This is a genomic window from Snodgrassella sp. M0351, from assembly GCF_016100575.1.
GTDB lineage: Bacteria > Pseudomonadota > Gammaproteobacteria > Burkholderiales > Neisseriaceae > Snodgrassella > Snodgrassella alvi.
The window spans coordinates 783,830-803,010 of record NZ_JACFSG010000001.1 but is presented as its reverse complement, the minus strand read 5'-3'; the positions used below and the strand labels follow the sequence as shown (position 1 = coordinate 803,010).

12 protein-coding genes are annotated in these 19,181 nt (G+C 40.5%); 9 read left to right on the top strand and 3 right to left on the bottom strand.

Going from position 1 to position 19,181, the window contains the following annotated elements; genetic code table 11:
• Nucleotides 1-77 precede the first annotated feature (77 nt).
• Complete coding sequence (locus tag H3V01_RS03600; protein ID WP_084565624.1) at nucleotides 78-1,640, top strand: S41 family peptidase; 1,563 nt, start codon at nucleotides 78-80, stop codon at nucleotides 1,638-1,640.
• A gap of 905 nt (nucleotides 1,641-2,545) precedes the next feature.
• On the opposite strand, the gene ppsA is transcribed toward H3V01_RS03600, so the two are convergent.
• Entirely contained in the window at nucleotides 2,546-4,933 is a 2,388-nt protein-coding gene (gene ppsA / locus H3V01_RS03595; RefSeq protein WP_078475550.1) for a phosphoenolpyruvate synthase, read from the bottom strand.
• Between the two features lie 420 nt (nucleotides 4,934-5,353).
• Here ppsA and ppsR point away from each other — a divergent pair, with 420 nt between their 5' ends.
• The 4 genes from ppsR to H3V01_RS03575 all read left to right on the top strand — a co-directional run bounded on the left by ppsR (nucleotide 5,354) and on the right by H3V01_RS03575 (nucleotide 10,439).
• Nucleotides 5,354-6,175, top strand: a complete 822-nt coding sequence (gene ppsR, locus H3V01_RS03590) for a posphoenolpyruvate synthetase regulatory kinase/phosphorylase PpsR (protein WP_025330642.1) — start codon at nucleotides 5,354-5,356, stop codon at nucleotides 6,173-6,175.
• Between the two features lie 674 nt (nucleotides 6,176-6,849).
• Nucleotides 6,850-7,620, top strand: a complete 771-nt coding sequence (locus H3V01_RS03585; RefSeq protein WP_198186017.1) for a gamma-glutamyl-gamma-aminobutyrate hydrolase family protein — start codon at nucleotides 6,850-6,852, stop codon at nucleotides 7,618-7,620.
• An 8-nt stretch (nucleotides 7,621-7,628) separates the two neighbouring features.
• Nucleotides 7,629-8,963, top strand: a complete 1,335-nt coding sequence (locus tag H3V01_RS03580) for a glutamine synthetase family protein (RefSeq protein ID WP_084548165.1) — start codon at nucleotides 7,629-7,631, stop codon at nucleotides 8,961-8,963.
• A gap of 87 nt (nucleotides 8,964-9,050) precedes the next feature.
• A complete protein-coding gene (locus H3V01_RS03575; protein ID WP_198186016.1) occupies nucleotides 9,051-10,439 on the top strand; it encodes an aspartate aminotransferase family protein in 1,389 nt (462 codons plus the stop codon).
• Between the two features lie 69 nt (nucleotides 10,440-10,508).
• Here the strand turns inward: H3V01_RS03575 and H3V01_RS03570 are convergent, their stop codons facing one another.
• Nucleotides 10,509-11,207, bottom strand: a complete 699-nt coding sequence (locus tag H3V01_RS03570) for a class I SAM-dependent methyltransferase (RefSeq protein WP_198186015.1) — start codon at nucleotides 11,205-11,207, stop codon at nucleotides 10,509-10,511.
• Between the two features lie 159 nt (nucleotides 11,208-11,366).
• On the opposite strand from H3V01_RS03570, the gene H3V01_RS03565 reads away from it, so the two are divergent.
• Nucleotides 11,367-13,322 carry a LysM peptidoglycan-binding domain-containing protein gene (locus tag H3V01_RS03565; protein ID WP_198186014.1) on the top strand — a complete coding sequence of 652 codons (1,956 nt, stop codon included), beginning with the start codon at nucleotides 11,367-11,369 and terminating at the stop codon, nucleotides 13,320-13,322.
• A 78-nt stretch (nucleotides 13,323-13,400) separates the two neighbouring features.
• On the opposite strand, the gene H3V01_RS03560 is transcribed toward H3V01_RS03565, so the two are convergent.
• The gene (locus H3V01_RS03560) at nucleotides 13,401-14,264 is read right to left on the bottom strand and encodes a DMT family transporter (RefSeq protein ID WP_198186013.1); all 864 of its coding nucleotides are present in this window, start codon (nucleotides 14,262-14,264) and stop codon (nucleotides 13,401-13,403) included.
• Between the two features lie 258 nt (nucleotides 14,265-14,522).
• Between H3V01_RS03560 and H3V01_RS03555 the strand changes: the two genes are divergently transcribed.
• The 3 genes from H3V01_RS03555 (at nucleotide 14,523) to uvrA (ending at nucleotide 19,159) form a co-directional block, all read left to right on the top strand.
• Complete coding sequence (locus H3V01_RS03555; RefSeq protein ID WP_198186012.1) at nucleotides 14,523-14,849, top strand: HLGFF motif protein; 327 nt, start codon at nucleotides 14,523-14,525, stop codon at nucleotides 14,847-14,849.
• Nucleotides 14,850-14,878: 29 nt separating this feature from the next.
• A complete protein-coding gene (locus H3V01_RS03550; protein ID WP_232332585.1) occupies nucleotides 14,879-16,207 on the top strand; it encodes an MFS transporter in 1,329 nt (442 codons plus the stop codon).
• A gap of 123 nt (nucleotides 16,208-16,330) precedes the next feature.
• Nucleotides 16,331-19,159 carry an excinuclease ABC subunit UvrA gene (uvrA, locus tag H3V01_RS03545; protein WP_198186011.1) on the top strand — a complete coding sequence of 943 codons (2,829 nt, stop codon included), beginning with the start codon at nucleotides 16,331-16,333 and terminating at the stop codon, nucleotides 19,157-19,159.
• Nucleotides 19,160-19,181: the final 22 nt, after the last annotated feature.

The following is a 19,181-nucleotide window of genomic DNA, read 5'->3' as shown; positions in this document are numbered from 1 at the left end:
ATTTTCATCATAACCTGCTATAAACAGGTTATTGATATCCTGAATTAATGTCGTTATAAGAAAGAACAATAGTAATAATGGCTAAATCTAGATTAAAAAAAGCTGCTTTATATACACTGGGTGCTTTCAGCGGTGTCATTCTCACTTTAAGCATACAGAGTTATGCCAATGAGAAATCCGAGGCTTTACCGGTACAATCTCTGCATACCATGGCGGAAGTTTATGGACAAATTAAAGCCAATTATGTTGAGAATAAAACTGACGATACTATTCTTGAAGGTGCCATGAAAGGGATGGTCAATAATCTTGACCCGCATTCTGAATATCTGACTGTTAAAGATTACTCGGATTTACAGGAAAGCACTACAGGTGAATTTGGCGGCCTCGGTATGGAAATCAGCTCTGAAGACGGGCTGATAAAAATTGTGGCACCTATAGAAGACACGCCTGCTGATCGTGCCGGCATCAAAAGCGGTGACTACATCGTTAAAATTGACAGCGAATCAACTCGCAACATGACCACTACCGAAGCTGTAAAAAGAATGCGCGGTAAACCGGGAACCAGTATAACTCTGACTTTAGCTCGTAAAGATGAAGCACAGCCAATTGTATTACATCTGACAAGAGCAATTATTAAAGTTAAAAGTGTACGTTACAAACTTCTGGAACCTGATTACGGTTACGTGCGCATTACTCAGTTTCAGGAACATACTGTAAGTCTGCTGGCTGATGCTATTAAAGATTTAGAAAAACAGAACAAACAGCCTTTGAAAGGTCTGGTACTCGACTTACGCGATGATCCGGGTGGTCTGTTAAACAGTGCTGTTGGTGTATCCGCAGTATTCCTGAAACCGGGCGTAAAAGTTGTCAGCACGAAAAACCGTGATAAAAAAGAAGGTATGGTATTAAAAGCTATTCCTAAAGATTATGTAGTTAAAGGCAATGATCCGCTGGTAAATATGCCTGAAGAAATTAAAACCATACCGATTACAGTTTTAGTAAATTCAGGTACGGCATCTGCTTCTGAAATTGTCTCCGGTGCACTTCAAGACTATAAACGTGCGGTAATTGTAGGTACTCAAAGCTTTGGCAAAGGTTCGGTACAAACAGTAATTCCTCTATCAAATGGTGGAGCAGTTAAACTGACAACTGCGCTTTATTACACTCCTAATGACCGCTCAATACAGGCACAGGGTATCGTTCCTGATGTTGAAGTAAAAGATAAAAACCGAAAATTTGAAAGCCGCGAAGCCGATCTTGGCGGGCATCTGAGTAACCCGCTAGGTGGTAAAGAGGTAAAAGGAGGATTAGAAGGCAGTCAGAAAAAAACCTCTTCTTCGGCTTTTGCCAGTGAACCTGTAAATCAACTTAACGAAGATTCGGATAAAGACAGTACCAAGGAAGTTAAAACTGATAAAGACGAAAATCAAACCAATAAAGCTACAACTACTGCTGATAAAAAAGATAGCAAGAAAAAGGATGAAGAAGACTGGCTGGCAAGACGTGAACCTAACCCAGCAAAAGATGCTCAGTTAAAATCTGCTCTGGATCTGGTAAAAGACCCAGTAAAATGGAATCAATCATTGGGACTGGCCGCTAAAAAACCAGTTAAAACCAACGACAAAAAAGATAAAAAATAAAATTTTATCTTTAAAAAACAGATAGCTTTAAGCTATCTGTTTTTTTTATTAAATATAGTTAATTTATGTGTAAAATCATATAGATTAACTAAAACCAAATTGCAGAGAAAAAGAACTAAATCTACATATGCTTCAATAATATTTAAAAGTACCTGATAATGAATTCAAATCATGTTTTTACACTTTTAAATAAAAAGAACTTATAAAATATTAAAATAATTAAAAATCCAACTTATCCAAAAATAATGTTTGCATAACAGGCTCAATAACAACAAATAAAATTGAATGAATATAAACAATTAATTTGCCACAAACTATTAAATAAAAGCTTTAGTTAATACCTTAATACTTTTAGGTTGGGAAGTTTCCAATAATAATATTTGCCTAAAAATAGCAAATAACCCACCTCTTTTATACTTTTTATTTAGTAAGAATTGAGCTCCAACAAAATTTATTTAGTATTTAACTTAATTGAATCATGTACTATGATTTAAATAAAAACTTTTAATTAGAACAAAATAAAACTTGATTTATTTAGTTTGAAAATATTAAACAAATTTTTATCTTGCTGACCATCCATTCAATAATACCGATGTTTCAAAGTTAGTTGACGGTAATTCATTTACAAAAAAGATTATAGCTATGACGAATAACAAACAATTAGCTTAATTTTGTAGACGCAGAAGATATAACCCGCTATGAAAACGATTTTATGATTTATTGGCACTTTATTATCATTCTCTAATACTTACTTATCGTATTAATTTTACATAATATAAAAGTTTAATTAAGCAAAACTAAAAATCTTTAAATAAATCATTTATATATGAAATTTCTATATTTATTAATCAAAAAATAAAGGCTGCTAATTTTATTAGCAGCCTTTATTTTACAAACCGAAAAATTTATTTTTTCAGTTCTTTAGCCAGATATAACCAAGTTTCAATTACGGTATCGGGATTCAGAGAGATAGTCTCAATTCCCTCCTCAATCAACCATTTAGCGAAATCAGCATGATCAGACGGCCCTTGACCGCAAATACCAATATATTTATTTAATTTACGGCAAGCCTGAATTGCCAGACTGAACATCACTTTAACAGCTGGGTCACGTTCATCAAAAGTACCTGCGATCGGACCACCACTATCGCGATCCACACCCAGTGTTAACTGAGTCATATCATTTGAACCAATAGAGAATCCATCAAAGTATTTCAGGAACTGTTCGGCCAGTACTGCATTGGTTGGCAGTTCACACATCATAATCAGGCGCAGACCATTTTTACCACGTTCCAGTCCGTTGTCTTTCAATGCGCGTACGACATTTTCAGCCTCTTTCAATGTACGTACAAATGGAATCATGATTTCAACATTAGTCAATCCCATTTCATCACGCACATATTTCAGTGCTTTACACTCAAGCGCAAAGCAATCTTTGAAATCATCAGAAACATAACGGGCTGCACCGCGGAAACCCAGCATCGGATTTTCTTCATGAGGCTCGTATTTATTACCACCTAAAAGATTGGCATATTCATTTGACTTAAAGTCAGACATACGCACAATTACTTTTTTCGGATACACAGAAGCTGCCAGTGTTGCCACACCCTCAGCAATTTTATCAATATAAAAATCTACCGGAGATGAATAGCCGGAAATTCTGTCAGTAATGGTGGCTTTCATCTGTTCATCCTGCTGATCAAATTCCAGCAAAGCACGAGGATGAATACCAATCTGGCGGTTAATAATAAATTCCATTCGTGCCAGACCAATACCATAGCCCGGTAAACCAGAGAAGCTGAATGCCAGCTCAGGATTACCTACATTCATCATGATTTTGGCTGGTGATTCAGGCATATTATCTAAAGGTATTTCATTGACATCAACTTTCAGTAAACCCTCATATACATAGCCCGTATCCCCTTCGGCACAGGACACCGTTACTTCCTGACCATCCTGCAAAGCAGAAGTTGCATTACCACAGCCAACCACTGCCGGAATACCCAGTTCACGCGCAATAATGGCTGCGTGACAAGTACGTCCGCCACGATTGGTAATAATTGCAGAGGCACGTTTCATAACCGGTTCCCAGTCCGGATCGGTCATATCAGTAACCAGTACGTCACCTGGCAACACTTTATCCATTTCATCAACAGATTTGACCAGACGCACTTTACCTTGACCGACTTTCTGACCGATGGCGCGACCCTCTACCAGAATGGCAGATTTGTCATTAATCTGATAGCGACGCAGTACACGGCTGTTATTTTCCTGTGATTTCACAGTTTCAGGACGAGCCTGCAAGATATACAGTTTGCCATCAATACCATCACGACCCCATTCAATATCCATCGGACGGCCATAATGTTCTTCAATAGTCAGTGCATACTGAGCCAGCTCAGTAATTTCTTCGGCACTGATTGAGAATTTTTTGCGGTCAGCAACATCAACATCTACTGTCTGTACAGATTTACCTGCCTGAGCCGCATCAGTGAAAACCATTTTAATCAGTTTAGAACCCATGGTTTTACGCAGAATCGCAGGACGACCGGCACGCAGAGTTGGTTTATGTACATAGAATTCATCCGGATTTACTGCACCCTGTACAACAGTCTCACCCAGACCATAGGATGATGTAATGAATACAACCTGATCAAAACCAGATTCTGTATCCATGGTGAACATCACCCCGGAGGCGCCTTTATCAGAACGCACCATCCGCTGAACACCGGCAGACAGAGCCACTACATCATGAGCAAAATTCTTGTGCACACGGTAGGAAATGGCGCGATCGTTATACAAAGAAGCAAATACATGATGCATAGCTTCTTTAACATTATCATAACCGCTTATATTCAGAAATGTTTCCTGCTGACCGGCAAAAGAGGCATCAGGTAAATCTTCGGCAGTCGCAGAAGAGCGTACAGCCACGCAAATCTGGTCAGTACCGGCATCAGCTACCATTTTTTCCCATGCTGCCTGTAAATCTGCTTCCAGTTCAGGCGGAAATGGGGTATCCATGATCCATTGACGGATCTGTTTACCTACCCGGGCCAGTTCGGCAACATTATCTACATCCAGTGCCTTTAGCTCGTTATTGATACGTTCACTCAAACCTTCGTAAGCAAGAAAATTGCGATAGGCTTCGGCAGTGGTAGCAAAACCACCGGGTACACGCACACCTTTTTCGGTGAGCTGTGAAATCATCTCGCCAAGAGATGCATTTTTGCCGCCGACGCTTTCAACATCAGTCATGCGCAGATTTTCAAACCAGATTACGTTATTACCGGCCATGATGGTTATCCAGTGAGGAGTGGGAAAGTTGAAGACGACCTATTCTAACTAGTCAGGTATAAAATGTCATGTATTTTTGGCTATTTATCCGCCCATAATTGAGGATAATTTATCCCTAATCAAACACTATTCAAATACAAATCCTTGATACCTTAAGTATTTTAATTACATTTTCAATTATTTAGATTAAAATATCAATTTATACATTTTTTTAGCAATTTTAATCTAAAATTATCTTTTTTATTCAATAAAACATTAATTTTATTGCTTAAATTTTATATATTCAGTCTATTTTTATTTTTTTAGTATCAATGTTGAAAAAAAACCAATATTTTACGCAGGAAATGGAAGAAACTTCATTTACAATGGATAATTCATAAAGTCACATTCCTTTTTAACTCTGAATTATGTAGATTGATTATGAAACCAGTACGCCAAGTCTTTTTTGTTTCTGACCGAACGGGTATCACCGCCGAAAGTATGGGTCTTGCTTTATTGAACCAGTTTGACAATATAGAATTCAAGCGTGCTACTTATCCATTTGTAGATACGGAAACAAAAGCACGTGAGATTGTAGCTTTAATTAATAATGCAGCAAACCACTGTGAAGCGCGTCCGCTGGTTTTTTCTAGCATCGTTGATGAAAATGTCCGTAAACTGATTAAAACCAGTGCAGGGCTGCATATGAGTTTTTATGATGCATTTATTGGTGAGCTGGAAGATGAACTTGCCACAGAAGCAAATCATTCCATTGGCAGAACCCATGGAATGCACGATACTGAACGCTATGATAAGAGAATGGAAGCAATCAATTTTACTCTTAATCATGATGATGGAATTACTGATCGCGAATTGAAAAAAGCTGATGTGATTCTGATGGGCGTTTCTCGCAGCGGTAAAACGCCTACTTGTCTTTATCTGGCATTACAGTATGGAATTCGTGCTGCAAATTATCCTCTTATTCCAGAAGATCTGGAAAGCAGTGAATTACCTAGAATGCTGCAACCATTCCGGCAAAAATTATATGGGCTAACCATAGATGCAGACCGTCTGCACCATATTCGTTCGGAGCGTCGTCCTGATTCCCGTTATGCCAGTCGTGATAATTGCCGACGTGAGATTTTAACCGCCGAAGATATGTTCCGCCGTTTTAATATTCCATATACCAATACAACTCATAAATCTATTGAAGAACTGGCTGCAAGTATTATTTTAGCGGCAAAATTACAACGGCGGTTTTAGGTTGTTTCGTTATAAAGTTTTGCCCTGAATAAATTCAGGGCCTTTATTTTAACTTGCAATCATGATTTGTATTTATCTTGTATCAGTAATAGACGAATAAATTAAGCAGCTTTAATATTAAATCAATCTTTGAACGCGTGAATATTATTATCTAAACACATAGCATATTTTTTATATACTATCCAAGGTAACTGTACTATATCTAAATTTCCAAATTAAAATATGTCCAACTATTCAGATAACATCCGGAAGTGCTGAGACTATTATCCTGTGGTCAGACACATGGATAATAGTGTTGCAATGATATACTTTAGATTATTATTCTCTTTCTTTAATGACGTAATCAATAAAGCATGCTTATTTGTATTTCTTAATTACATTCTATAATTAATATTCATTTAACATAATCGTTAACATCAGTAATTATTACTTAGTCAGTAAATTTTCACGCCAGCAAAAACAACGAATAATCTTGGCCTCAATATAATAATGATATTTTTAATTTAATTCTAAAAATTTATTTTTATTATGTGTTTAGATTAATATCTTTTGTTACCAATAAATCGAATTATTATCAATTTAAGTTAAGTTTTCTTGCCATTTTGTTTTTCTCATGGGATTATGAATCATAAAAATCAAAATTGTTTTAACTATTAATCCTTTGAGACAATTTTATGCAGCCGCGTCCAATCATAGGTATACCATGTGATGTAAAGCAGATAGGTAAGTGGAATTTTCACGCTGTCGGTGAAAAATACATTCATGCGGTTCAGGACAGTGTCGGTGATGTTATTTTACTTCCGGTACTGTCTGATCAGGAAGTTTTAACTCGCCTGCTCAAATTGGTTGATGGTGTTTTTTTACCCGGTTCTTATTCAAATATAGACCCGAAATGGTATGGTGAAATATCGGCACAAGAGGGAATGTTACAAGATGCTGCCCGTGACCATACTGTTTTACCGCTAATTAAATATATTATTGATAGTGGTATACCACTTCTGGGTGTTTGCCGCGGTCTGCAGGAAATCAATGTCGCACTTGGTGGTGACCTGCACCAGCATATACAGGAAATACCCGGTTATCTGGATCATCGTGAACCCGATAATCAGCCAATTGAAATACAGTATGGTGATGCACATGCGGTAAATCTGGAAACAGGCAGTTTATTGATGCTGTGGCTGGCAACAGACCACAAACAGTATCAGGTCAATTCTTTACATCAGCAAGGAGTAAAAACGTTAGCACCCGGGCTTAGCATAGAAGCAACTGCTCCAGATGGTCTTATTGAAGCATTCAGGATTGATGCAGCATCAATATTTGGCTATGCAGTGCAGTGGCATCCCGAATGGCAATATGGGAATAAGCCACTTTCTATCGCTATTTTTAAAGCTTTTCGTGAAGCATGTATGCAATATAAATTGCACAGGCAAAAGGAATCATTTTAAGGTGACTTATGTATGATGACATATTTAACTGGCTTAAAGAACATGGTATCACTGAAGTAGAATGTATATTACCGGACATAACAGGTGTGGCTCGCGGTAAAATTATTCCGAAAGATAAATTTATATCTGAACCGGATATGCGATTACCCGAGGCAGTATTACTGCAAACAGTAACCGGAGAATATCCGCAATCTAGCCTCCTGGATGAAACAGATGCGGATATGGAATTAAAGCCAGACCAGACTACTCTGCGCTTTGTTCCCTGGGCTCAGGATCCGACAGCATCGCTGATATTCGATTGTTTCTCTCCCGACGGTTTACCGGTTGAAACCGCACCACGCAATGTACTCAAACGCATATTAAAATTGTATGAAAATATGGGGCTGGAACCAATCGTTGCTCCGGAAATGGAATTCTATCTGATTTCACCCAACCCCGATCCGGATGTCCCACTGCAACCACCAATCGGACGTACCGGACGCAGTGAATTCGGACGACGGTCTTATGCTGTGGATGCAGTAAATGAATTTGACCCTCTGTTTGAAGAAATCTACGACTACTGCCATGAACAGAACCTTGAAGTTGATACGCTAATTCATGAAATTGGTGCCGCACAGATGGAAATCAATTTCCTGCATGGTAATGCTCTGGATTTAGCCGATCAGGTATTTTTATTCAAACGCACAGTACGTGAATCTGCCTTTCATCATAAAATGTATGCCACTTTTATGGCTAAGCCTATGGAAGGAGAACCGGGTAGTGCCATGCATATCCATCAGAGTCTGAACAACGTAGAAAATGGTAATAATGCATTCAGCAGTGATGATGGCACTCCTTCAGAACTATTTTTTCATTTTATTGGCGGTTTGCAAAAATACCTGCCGCAAACCATGCCATTTTTTGCTCCATATGTTAATTCTTTCCGCCGGTTAACCCGGTATACAGCCGCACCCACTAATGTTGAATGGGGTTATGACAATCGCACTGTAGGTTTACGTGTTCCGCGAGCCAAAGCCAAAGGAAGACGGATTGAAAACCGGCTGGCCGGAGTAGATGTCAATCCTTATCTGGCGATTGCCTGCTCACTGGCCTGTGGTTATCTGGGAATTAAAGAACAGCTACAACCGCGTGCTCCGCTGAGCAGTAATGCTTATTCATTACCTTATCAGTTCCCTACTACACTGGAAGAATCGATAGAACGTTTACGCCAGTGTGAACCAATTCATGAAATACTGGGTCAGCGTTTTGTTGAAATGTACATTGCCGTAAAAGAGCAGGAAGTTTCAGAATATTTTCGGGTTATCAGCCCATGGGAGCGCAAATATCTGTTGCTGCATGTTTGAAACCATCCTAATAGCATATTTCATCTGTTATTCTTGTACTAGTACATTGAATGATTGCTTATAACATTTTAAAACAAAGGAGTTTTTATGAGTAATAAAACCGATGTGAAACTGGCTGTAAAACATCATTTACATCCTTTTTCCGATAATGCTGAGCTTAAAAAAAACGGTGTACGTATGATGGTTAAAGCAAAAGGCATTTATGTATATGACAGTGACGGCAATGAAATCATTGATGGTATGGCCGGGTTGTGGTGTGTCAATATCGGATACGGAGTAAAAAAACTGGCTAAAATTGCCGAGAAACAAATGCAAGTGCTGCCGTTTTACAATACTTTTTTCAAAACAACCCATCCTGCAATCATTAAGTTATCGGAAAAACTGGTTGAAATCACACCGGAGGGATTTAACCATGTGTTTTATACCAACTCCGGTTCTGAGTCGGTTGATACCATGATACGTATGGTGCGACATTACTGGGCCTCTGTCGGCAAGCCTTCTAAAAAAGTGATCATTGGTCGCTGGAACGGCTATCACGGCTCTACCTTAGGCGGTGCAAGTCTGGGTGGTATGAAAGGCATGCATGAGCAGGGTGATTTACCAATTGCCAATATAGTTCATATAGAACAACCCTGGTATTACGGCTTAGCCAAAACTGGCGAAAGTGAAGAAGAATTCGGTATTCGTGCTGCAAACTGGCTTGAAGAAAAAATTCTGTCACTGGGGGGGGATAAAATTGCAGCTTTTGTTGCAGAACCGATTCAGGGAGCTGGCGGAGTGATTATTCCTCCTGCAAGTTACTGGCCGCGAATTGAAGCTATCTGTAAAAAATATGACGTACTACTGGTAGCTGATGAAGTAATTTGCGGCTATGGGCGCACTGGCAGATGGTTTGGATTCGAAACTTTTGGTTTTACGCCAGATATTTTTACGACAGCTAAAGGGCTGTCTTCCGGCTATTTACCGATCGGGGCAGTTCTGGTCAATGACAGAGTAACAGAAGGTTTGCTGGCCGGGGGTGAGTTTAATCATGGCTTTACTTACAGCGGGCATCCGGTTTCAGCCGCAGTTGCCTGTGCGAACCTGAATATAATCGATAAAAAGAATCTGATTGAAAAGGTACGTACCAAAACAGGTCCTTATATGCGCAAACGCTGGCAGGAAACATTCAGTCAATTTAAATATGTTGCTGATATTCGCAGTGAAGGATTGATGTGTGGTTTTACCCTGGTAAAAAACCGTGATACTCGCGAGTTCTTTGATGATTTCGGCACCACAGGTTTGATCTGCCGGGATATCTTTTTTAAGAACAATCTGATTTTTCGTGCTTGTGGTGACCACATCGTAGCGGCTCCTCCGCTAATTATTTCTAAAAAGGAAATTGATAATATGCTGGCAATTGCCAGTGTGTGTATGCGTGAATTTGAGGAACTTATGGACAAAAAGCTGGACTGTAATACAGATAAGGCTGCCTGAAACTGATTAAACAAAAACCTGAGTGATTGCTCAGGTTTTTGTTTATTTTAGAGAGTGAATTTATCGCTCTTATTCTATGCTTTTCAAAGCAACTGATGGTGCTGGATTCAGTAATATATTTGCATTCTGCGCAGTTAAAGTGAGCGGTACAGTTCGCTTGACCAGTACCAGCCCGTAAACAGCTGCCAGATGCGGCCACCAGCGATTACCCATATACTCTATAGCCTTGTGATTATCACCGTAACAGGCCGGAATACCATAACCCATAAACTGGCCTTCTTCCAGAAACAGACCAAAGCGTTGCATCTTATCAACAGCCGTACGGGCAGATAGTAACTTTAAAGCAGAATGGCCTTTTAGACTGTTCTGATAAAACAGGCGCCAATATCCATGAATATTTAAGCCGGTCATTACAAGATGCCCACCGGGCACCAGAATACGGGCTATTTCAGCTATAGACTCTTCATAATCGGATAAAGTATCCAGACCATGAGGCCAGATAATGGTATCTATACTTTGCTGAGCCCAGGGTAAGGCCTTACATTCAGCAATAACTGCTGTACCACAATCGACTATATTACTTTGTACAATATACTGGGAATCAGCTGCAAAAACATGCCGGAACTGCCATTGTGATATACCGCATTGTAATATGGTACCAAAACGCAACCCTGTTAATTTATGCAAGATAAACTGTTGCTCCAGCCGGCTTAAATAGAGACCAAATTTATGTTCGGCCAGCCAGTTTTCCAATTGCTGAGTATTCATTTAAACACCATTATGTACCATATTAAATCTAAGCTGCAGACTATTGAATTATTTTATTGCATTTACATCATTACTGTAAAAATAGGGATTTATCCTTGACCGTTAAGAACTTCCTCTTTAATATTAATAGGATTTTGCACAAATTTTACGGTTAAACGAATGGCTAAATTGAAGCATATGGTACTGGCACTTACTGGCCTGATACTTGCTCCCTCACTATCATTTGCCCAATCTTACACCAGTAATGGCATTGGTTTATCAATAATGAATCTGAATGCGGCTACCCTGAAGGGAAAAACGTATTCTAATCATGATATCTGGGGACGCATGCGTCAGGATTTCCGTATGACAGAGGTTAATCCTGAAATTATTCGCCGGCAGGAGCAGTATTATTCAAGCCACAGCGATTACTTTAACCGCACGGTTGTGCGCAGCCAGCCTTATTTATATCATATTGTAAATGAAGCAGAAAAACGCCAGATGCCGGCTGAAGTGGCTTTACTGCCGTTTATTGAGAGTGCTTTCGTCAGTAAGGCGCAGTCACGGGTAGGAGCTTCGGGTCTGTGGCAGTTTATGCCAAGTAGCGGTCGACAGTACGGGCTGGAACAGACTAATCTCTATGATGGTCGTCACGACGTATATGCAGCGACCGATGCTGCTTTAACTTATCTGCAATATCTTTATAGCCTGTTTGGTGACTGGTCACTGGCTCTGGCGGCCTATAACTGGGGAGAAGGTAATGTTGGTAAGGCCATTAAACGTGCCCAGCTGGCCGGTATAGATCCAACATATGAAAATCTGCGCATGCCAAATGAAACCCGCAATTATGTGCCGAAATTGCTAGCTGTGCGGAATATTATCGAAAATCCGCAGGCCTTTGGTGTTAATCTGGTTTCTGTACCAAACCGTCCTTACTTTGAAGCAATCAGCATTGATCAGCCAATTGATATTGATGCAGCTGCCCGACTGGCGAATATTTCGACTTCAGAGTTTCTAACCCTTAATCCAAGTTTCAAGAGTCCGGTTTTTATTCCTAAAGAAAATCGTAAAATGTTGCTGCCTATTACCGCAGTAAATACTTTTGAACGCAATTACCGCAACGCAGATAAAAATACTCTGCTTTCATGGAATATCTTTAAAGCATATTCAACCACCAATGTAGCTGATTTAGCTGCACAAACTGGAATGAGCAGTGCAGAAATCAAGCGGCTGAATAATTTGTCCAGCAATACTGTACCAGCCGGTCGCAGCCTGCTTATCAGTAAAAATAGTTTGAACACTCAGCTTATGGATTCTTTCAGCAACAGTGATACAGATCCATTACTGAATATTGCTATGGCAAAACCAGTATTACCTCCGGGCACCTTTGTGACTCATCCGGCAGCAACTACTGTTACTCAGGCTGATAAAGTTACTGATACCGGCAATGCATCTGTACCAGCTCTTACTGAAACAGTTACAACCACAACATCCACTGTACTGAATACTGACCAGCCGTCACCGGTCAATACAACAGTACAAACCCAAACCATAACCGTGGCTGAAAACGCAGCAACCCCGTCTGAATTGCCTGCTCCTGTTGCAACCAATAAGGATGCACTGATGCAGGTTGCACAGGATGCGCAATTACAGGCAGTTGCTGCGGCTTCTGTTCAAAAAGCACTGGCACAGGCTGAACGTGAAGAAGCTCAGACTGCTGCTCGTCTGGCAGAAAACCGTAATGAACGCTCTTTACGCAATATCATCAACGTTGCGGACAAACGCAGTAATATTGCTCATAAAGTGAATAAGGGTGATACATTGTATTCAATTGCCCAGCGCTATAATATTAATGTAGCTGATCTGGTTACTGCCAATAATCTGCGCGGTCATAATCTGCAGGTTGGTCAGGTACTGAAAATTAGCCCGAATCAGGATAATAAACAGATGCTGGCTGCTGTACGTAAAGGTAAAGACTCTAAATCCAGTGTAGTTCCTGTTTCATACACGGTAAAAAAAGGCGATACACTTAGCAGCATAGCTCAGCGCCTGAATATTCCTGTAAGTAAATTGCAAAAAGTACATGGGAAACAAGTATTACGTCCCGGTCAGAAAATTAAGCTGACCAATCTGTAATTTTACAGCATGTCATTGCAATTAATTTAAAAAAGGTTAGTGTGCATTCACTAACCTTTTATTTTTAGCTATATAAATTTAATTCTTTTTTGGAATAAATATACAGGTAGTTGCCGCTCCGATAACCATAACAATACCGGCAAAAGCCTGTATATTTACCGTTTCATTCAATAACAGAATGGCCGTTATTACTCCGAAAACCGGTTCCATAGCCAGAAATATCCCGCTCACACTAGCAGAAACATTTTCCAGCCCTTTATTCCAGCACCATGCAGCCAGCAGACTGCATCCAATACCCAGATAAGCTATAGCACCAATACCCTGAAAAGAATAATGAATATCCCAGTTTTCAACTAGAAACAGCATAAACGGCAAACCAAATACAGTACCCGTTTGCAACGTTAAGGCTGTATATATCTTAACATCTATTTCGCGTAGTAACTTTTGTGACAAACGTATCCAGAAAGCCATGACAATAGTTGAAGTAAATACCAGCGAGGCTCCCAACAATGCAGTATTACCACTGGCCTTTTCTGGTTTACCCACTACCAGCAACACCCCTATAAAAGCCACAATGCCCAGTATAAATACCAGCAATGGTGTTTTTTCGCGAAAAAAAATCAGACCCACCAGTACTATAATAATTGGTTCCATACCGATAATGGTGACCGCATTGACCGCAGGAATAAGTTTCAAACCTGTAACCTGTAACAGATAAGTTACAGGATATGTCAGCAATCCTAGTCCGATAATTTTGATCAGTTGTACTTTGGAAATGACATTATGGTTTTTAAAATAGCTCCACGTGATGGGTAAGGTAACTACTGCTGCCAATATCAGCCTGCCGAGTACAACAAGTGCTGGATCCAGCATGTCATAAGCCATTTTTGTAGCAATAAATGAGCTACCCCACATAAATGAAGCAATTAAGAGATAAAGCATAATTTCAAACTAAAACAAACCAAAAATTCTGCGCACTGACCCGTTTTAAATACATGATTCAATCAATCTGAACAAATATTTGTCAGTGTTTTAACCAAATATCATGTCTATTTGCAATACGTTTCAAAGCCAGTACGCTTTTCTGTACACAAAAGCATGCATATTAGCATACACAAACATTTATAAACTGCTAGAATCCTCCCAGCAGAATAAATAATTTGACTAAGCTCTTCTCAGAATTAAAAGAAATTTTTGACTATGTTTTATTTTAGTATTAACAGCCCGGACAACTGTCATCTTGGTTTTCTGGTACTCATGGATGAAGATAATTCAGCTTATACTGATGGAGCTACTGGCTATTATGCTGTTAAAGCACAGGCTGATGAAACAGACCAGCAAGCCTGTCCGGCACAATGGCAGATATTGCAGCAATTATCAGAGCAAGAAAGCCTTCGTTGGTTTCGCAAAGCCGATTATGTTCAGCTTTGTGATGCTGAAAACAATATTATAGGGCGTTTACAGCAACAATATCTCATTTTATGTGGTCAGCATTTTATACTGAATGACCTCACCGGCACCCTGTAACCACAACATATGTATTGGTAAGGTTATTTATGTCTACACCTGATATGCTTCCATCCGGCAACCAGTTTGCTTTTGCCTGTACCAGACGATTTTTACCGCTGTTTGGTACTCAGTTTTTTGGAGCGTTTAATGATAATCTGTTTAAAACCTCATTATTCGTTTTAATCAGCTTTTATGGGCTTGGCGCTAATTCATGGTTACCAGCAAGCCAGATGCTGAATGCTGGTGCCCTACTGTATATTCTGCCCTTTTTTCTTTTCTCTGCATTATCTGGTGAATTATCTAATAAAATGGATAAAGCCATTCTGGCACGCTGGATAAAAGCTGCGGAAATCTGCATTATGCTGATAGCAGGTATCGGCTTTTGGATGCAGTCTGTCACAATATTGATGTTATGCCTGTTTCTAATGGGCACACATTCTACTTTGTTCGGTCCGTTGAAATATGCGGTATTACCAGAATATCTCCCTAAATATGAACTACTCAACGGTAATAGCCTGATCGAAAGCGGTACTTTTCTATCAATATTATTCGGGCAGATTTTAGGTACTATTCTGGCTGGCACCAATACAGCATGGCTGTTTGGTATCCTGCTATTCGTCGCTATTCTGGGGCAGATTGCCAGTATATTTATGCCAAGGGTACCTGCACAAATTCCACAGCAATATATTGATTCAAACATCATGCGGAGTACAAAACAGCTACTTCGGCAAACTTATCTGCAAAAAAATCTTTGGATTGCCATTATCGGTATTTCCTGGTTCTGGCTGATTGGTTCTGTATATATAACCCAGCTCCCTACTTTTACCCGTTTGAATCTTGGTGGAAACGAGGCTGTATTTAATTTAATGCTAACACTCTTCTCCCTTGGCATAGGTACGGGTTCTATTGTTTGTGCACGGATTAGCCGCCATCAGTTACATCTTAGTCTGGTTGTGATCGGGACAATCGGCCTGAGTATATTCGGTCTGCTGCTGGTATGGTTCACACCGTCACAACCTAATCTGCCAGTTGCAGGTATCGGTACATTTATCGGCCGGCCGGACAGCATGGCAATAATCATTTGCATAATCGGTATTGGTTTTTTCGGCGGCTTTTTTTCATTGCCGTTATACACATGGCTGCAAACAGCCAGCAGCGATCAGTTCCGTTCGCATGCAATTGCTGCCAATAATATTATCAACGGTCTGTTTATGGTTTGTGCAGCCATATTAAGTGCTGTACTGATCTGGCTGTTTAACAGCATTAATGCCCTATACATGATTGTGGCGCTGGGAAATGTGCCCGTTTTAATTTACTTATTACGAAGTCAAGAGTTACGTATTGATTTTAAGGAATTTATTTTACGAAAACATTAAAACGTTTACCTGATAGCTTTAAATTAGCGTTTTGAAATAGGTATAATACCGGATGGTTTTAATAAACAGCAATTTAATTAAAGCCAGTATCCTCTTTTATCCAGCTAGTTTGGGCAAGGCATTATGTCAGATAACGATACGATTCATATTCGCGGTGCACGCACACACAATCTTAAAAATATAGATCTGGATATTCCCCGTCATCAACTGGTTGTCATTACCGGTTTGTCTGGTAGTGGTAAATCCTCACTGGCTTTTGATACTTTGTATGCAGAAGGACAACGACGCTACGTAGAAAGCCTGTCGGCCTATGCTCGCCAGTTTTTGCAAATGATGGAAAAACCGGATGTAGATTTAATTGAAGGTTTGTCACCAGCTATTTCCATTGAGCAGAAAGCAACCAGTCATAATCCGCGCTCTACCGTAGGAACAGTCACTGAAATTCATGACTATTTGCGCTTATTGTATGCACGTGTCGGTACACCTTATTGTCCTGAACATAACCTGCCTTTATCCAGTCAGACTGTTTCCCAGATGGTTGACCATATACTGAACCTGCCTGAAGAAAGCCGGGTAATGATTCTGGCTCCGGCGGTACGCGGTCGCAAAGGTGAATTTCTTGAATACTTTGCTGATTTACAAGTACAGGGTTTTGCACGAGTTCGTGTTGATGGTGAGGTATATGCGATTGAAGAAGTACCAAAACTGCAAAAAAACATCAAGCATGATATAGATGTGGTTATTGACAGGGTAAAAGTACGCGCGGATATCAAACAACGTTTGGCTGAAAGTTTTGAAACTGCACTGCGTCTGGGTAATGAGCGTGCTCTGGCTATCGAAATGGATAGTGGTAAAGAACACTGGTTTTCAGCACGCTTTGCCTGTCCGGTATGTTCATATAGTCTGCAGGAACTCGAACCACGCCTTTTCAGCTTTAATAACCCTGTCGGAGCCTGTCCCAGTTGTGACGGACTCGGCAGCATGGATTATTTTGATCCTGAGCGAGTAGTAATGCATCCGGATTTATCGCTGGCCGCAGGAGCAATCAAGGGCTGGGATAAACGTAATACTTTCTATTTCCAGATGATTCAGTCACTCGGTCAGCATTTTAAATTTGACGTTAATACGCCATTTAATGAATTAAAGGAAGAAATCCGGAATATTATTCTTTATGGTTCTGGTAAAGAGCAGATTGAATTTACCTATCTGTCTGAACGGGGTACCAAATTTACCCGCAGTCATCCGTTTGAAGGTATTCTGCCCAATCTGGAGCGGCGTTACCGCGAGACAGATTCCGCTACTGTACGCGAAGAATTAGCCCAGTATCAAAGTCATCGAGCCTGTCCGGCCTGCGGCGGTGCCCGTTTGCGAACAGAAGCACGATATGTCTATATAGGCGGAAAATCATTACCGGATGTCAACGCATGGCCGTTAACAGCAACACTGGATTTTTTCCAGAATCTGAATCTGGAAGGTAATAAAAAACAGATTGCTGAAAAAATTCTTAAAGAAATTAATGAGCGTCTTGGTTTTCTGATTAATGTCGGCCTGAATTACCTGAGTCTGGCACGCAGTGCTGAAACCTTATCTGGTGGTGAAGCTCAGCGTATCCGGCTGGCCAGCCAGATTGGTTCCGGCCTGACAGGTGTCATGTATGTACTGGATGAACCGTCTATCGGCCTGCACCAGCGCGATAATGACCGCCTCCTCGATACACTGAAACATCTGCGCGATCTGGGTAACAGCGTAATTGTCGTTGAGCATGATGAAGATGCTATCCGTGCCGCCGATTTTGTTGTCGATATGGGACCCGGTGCCGGTGAGCATGGCGGACAAGTTATTATCGCAGCTTCACCTGAAAAGGTGGCAGCATGCAAAGAATCCATAACAGGACAATATCTGAGCGGGAAAAAAGCCATTAGCATGCCGGAACAGCGCAGTCCGGTTGATAAAGAGCGCTTACTGATATTAAGCGGTGCCAGTGGCAATAATCTTAAAAATGTAACCCTTACCTTACCTCTCGGCCTGATTACCTGTATTACCGGCGTTTCCGGCAGCGGCAAATCAACTCTGATTGACGACACACTGGCAAAAATTACTGCACGTGAATTAAATCGCGCCAGTGAAGAGCCTGCTCCTTATGAAGATATCAAAGGACTGGAGCATCTGGATAAAGTCATTAATGTTGATCAGTCTCCCATAGGAAGGACTCCGCGTTCTAATCCTGCCACGTATACCGGCCTGTTTACACCCATCCGCGAACTGTTTGCCGGGGTACCCCTTTCTCGTGAACGCGGATATACAGTTGGCCGATTCTCTTTTAATGTAAAAGGCGGACGCTGTGAAGCCTGTCAGGGTGATGGGGTTATTAAAGTAGAAATGCATTTTCTTCCTGATATTTATGTACCCTGCGAGGTTTGCCATGGAAAACGCTATAATCGTGAAACACTGGAAATACAATACAAAGGCAAAAATATCAGTGAAATTCTGGAAATGACCGTGGAAGAAGCCTGCACATTTTTCGATGCTGTACCGACAGTTAAGCGAAAATTGCAGACATTGCTGGACGTAGGACTGGGTTACGTGCGATTAGGACAGTCTGCCACTACACTTTCCGGTGGTGAAGCTCAACGGGTAAAACTGGCGCTGGAACTTTCCAAACGCGATACCGGGCGGACGCTTTATATTCTTGATGAACCAACCACCGGCTTACATTTTGCCGATATAGCTCTGTTACTGGACGTTATTCATCGCCTGAAAGGGAAAGGTAATAGTATTGTTATTATCGAACATAATCTGGATGTAATTAAAACAGCTGATTATATCGTTGATCTGGGTCCGGAAGGTGGTGATGGCGGCGGTACGATTATCGCAGAAGGTACTCCGGAAGAAGTTGCAGCCAATCCTAAAAGCTATACCGGAAAATACCTTAAGCCAATGCTTGGCAAATGAATAAATTAAACTGTGGAGCTCT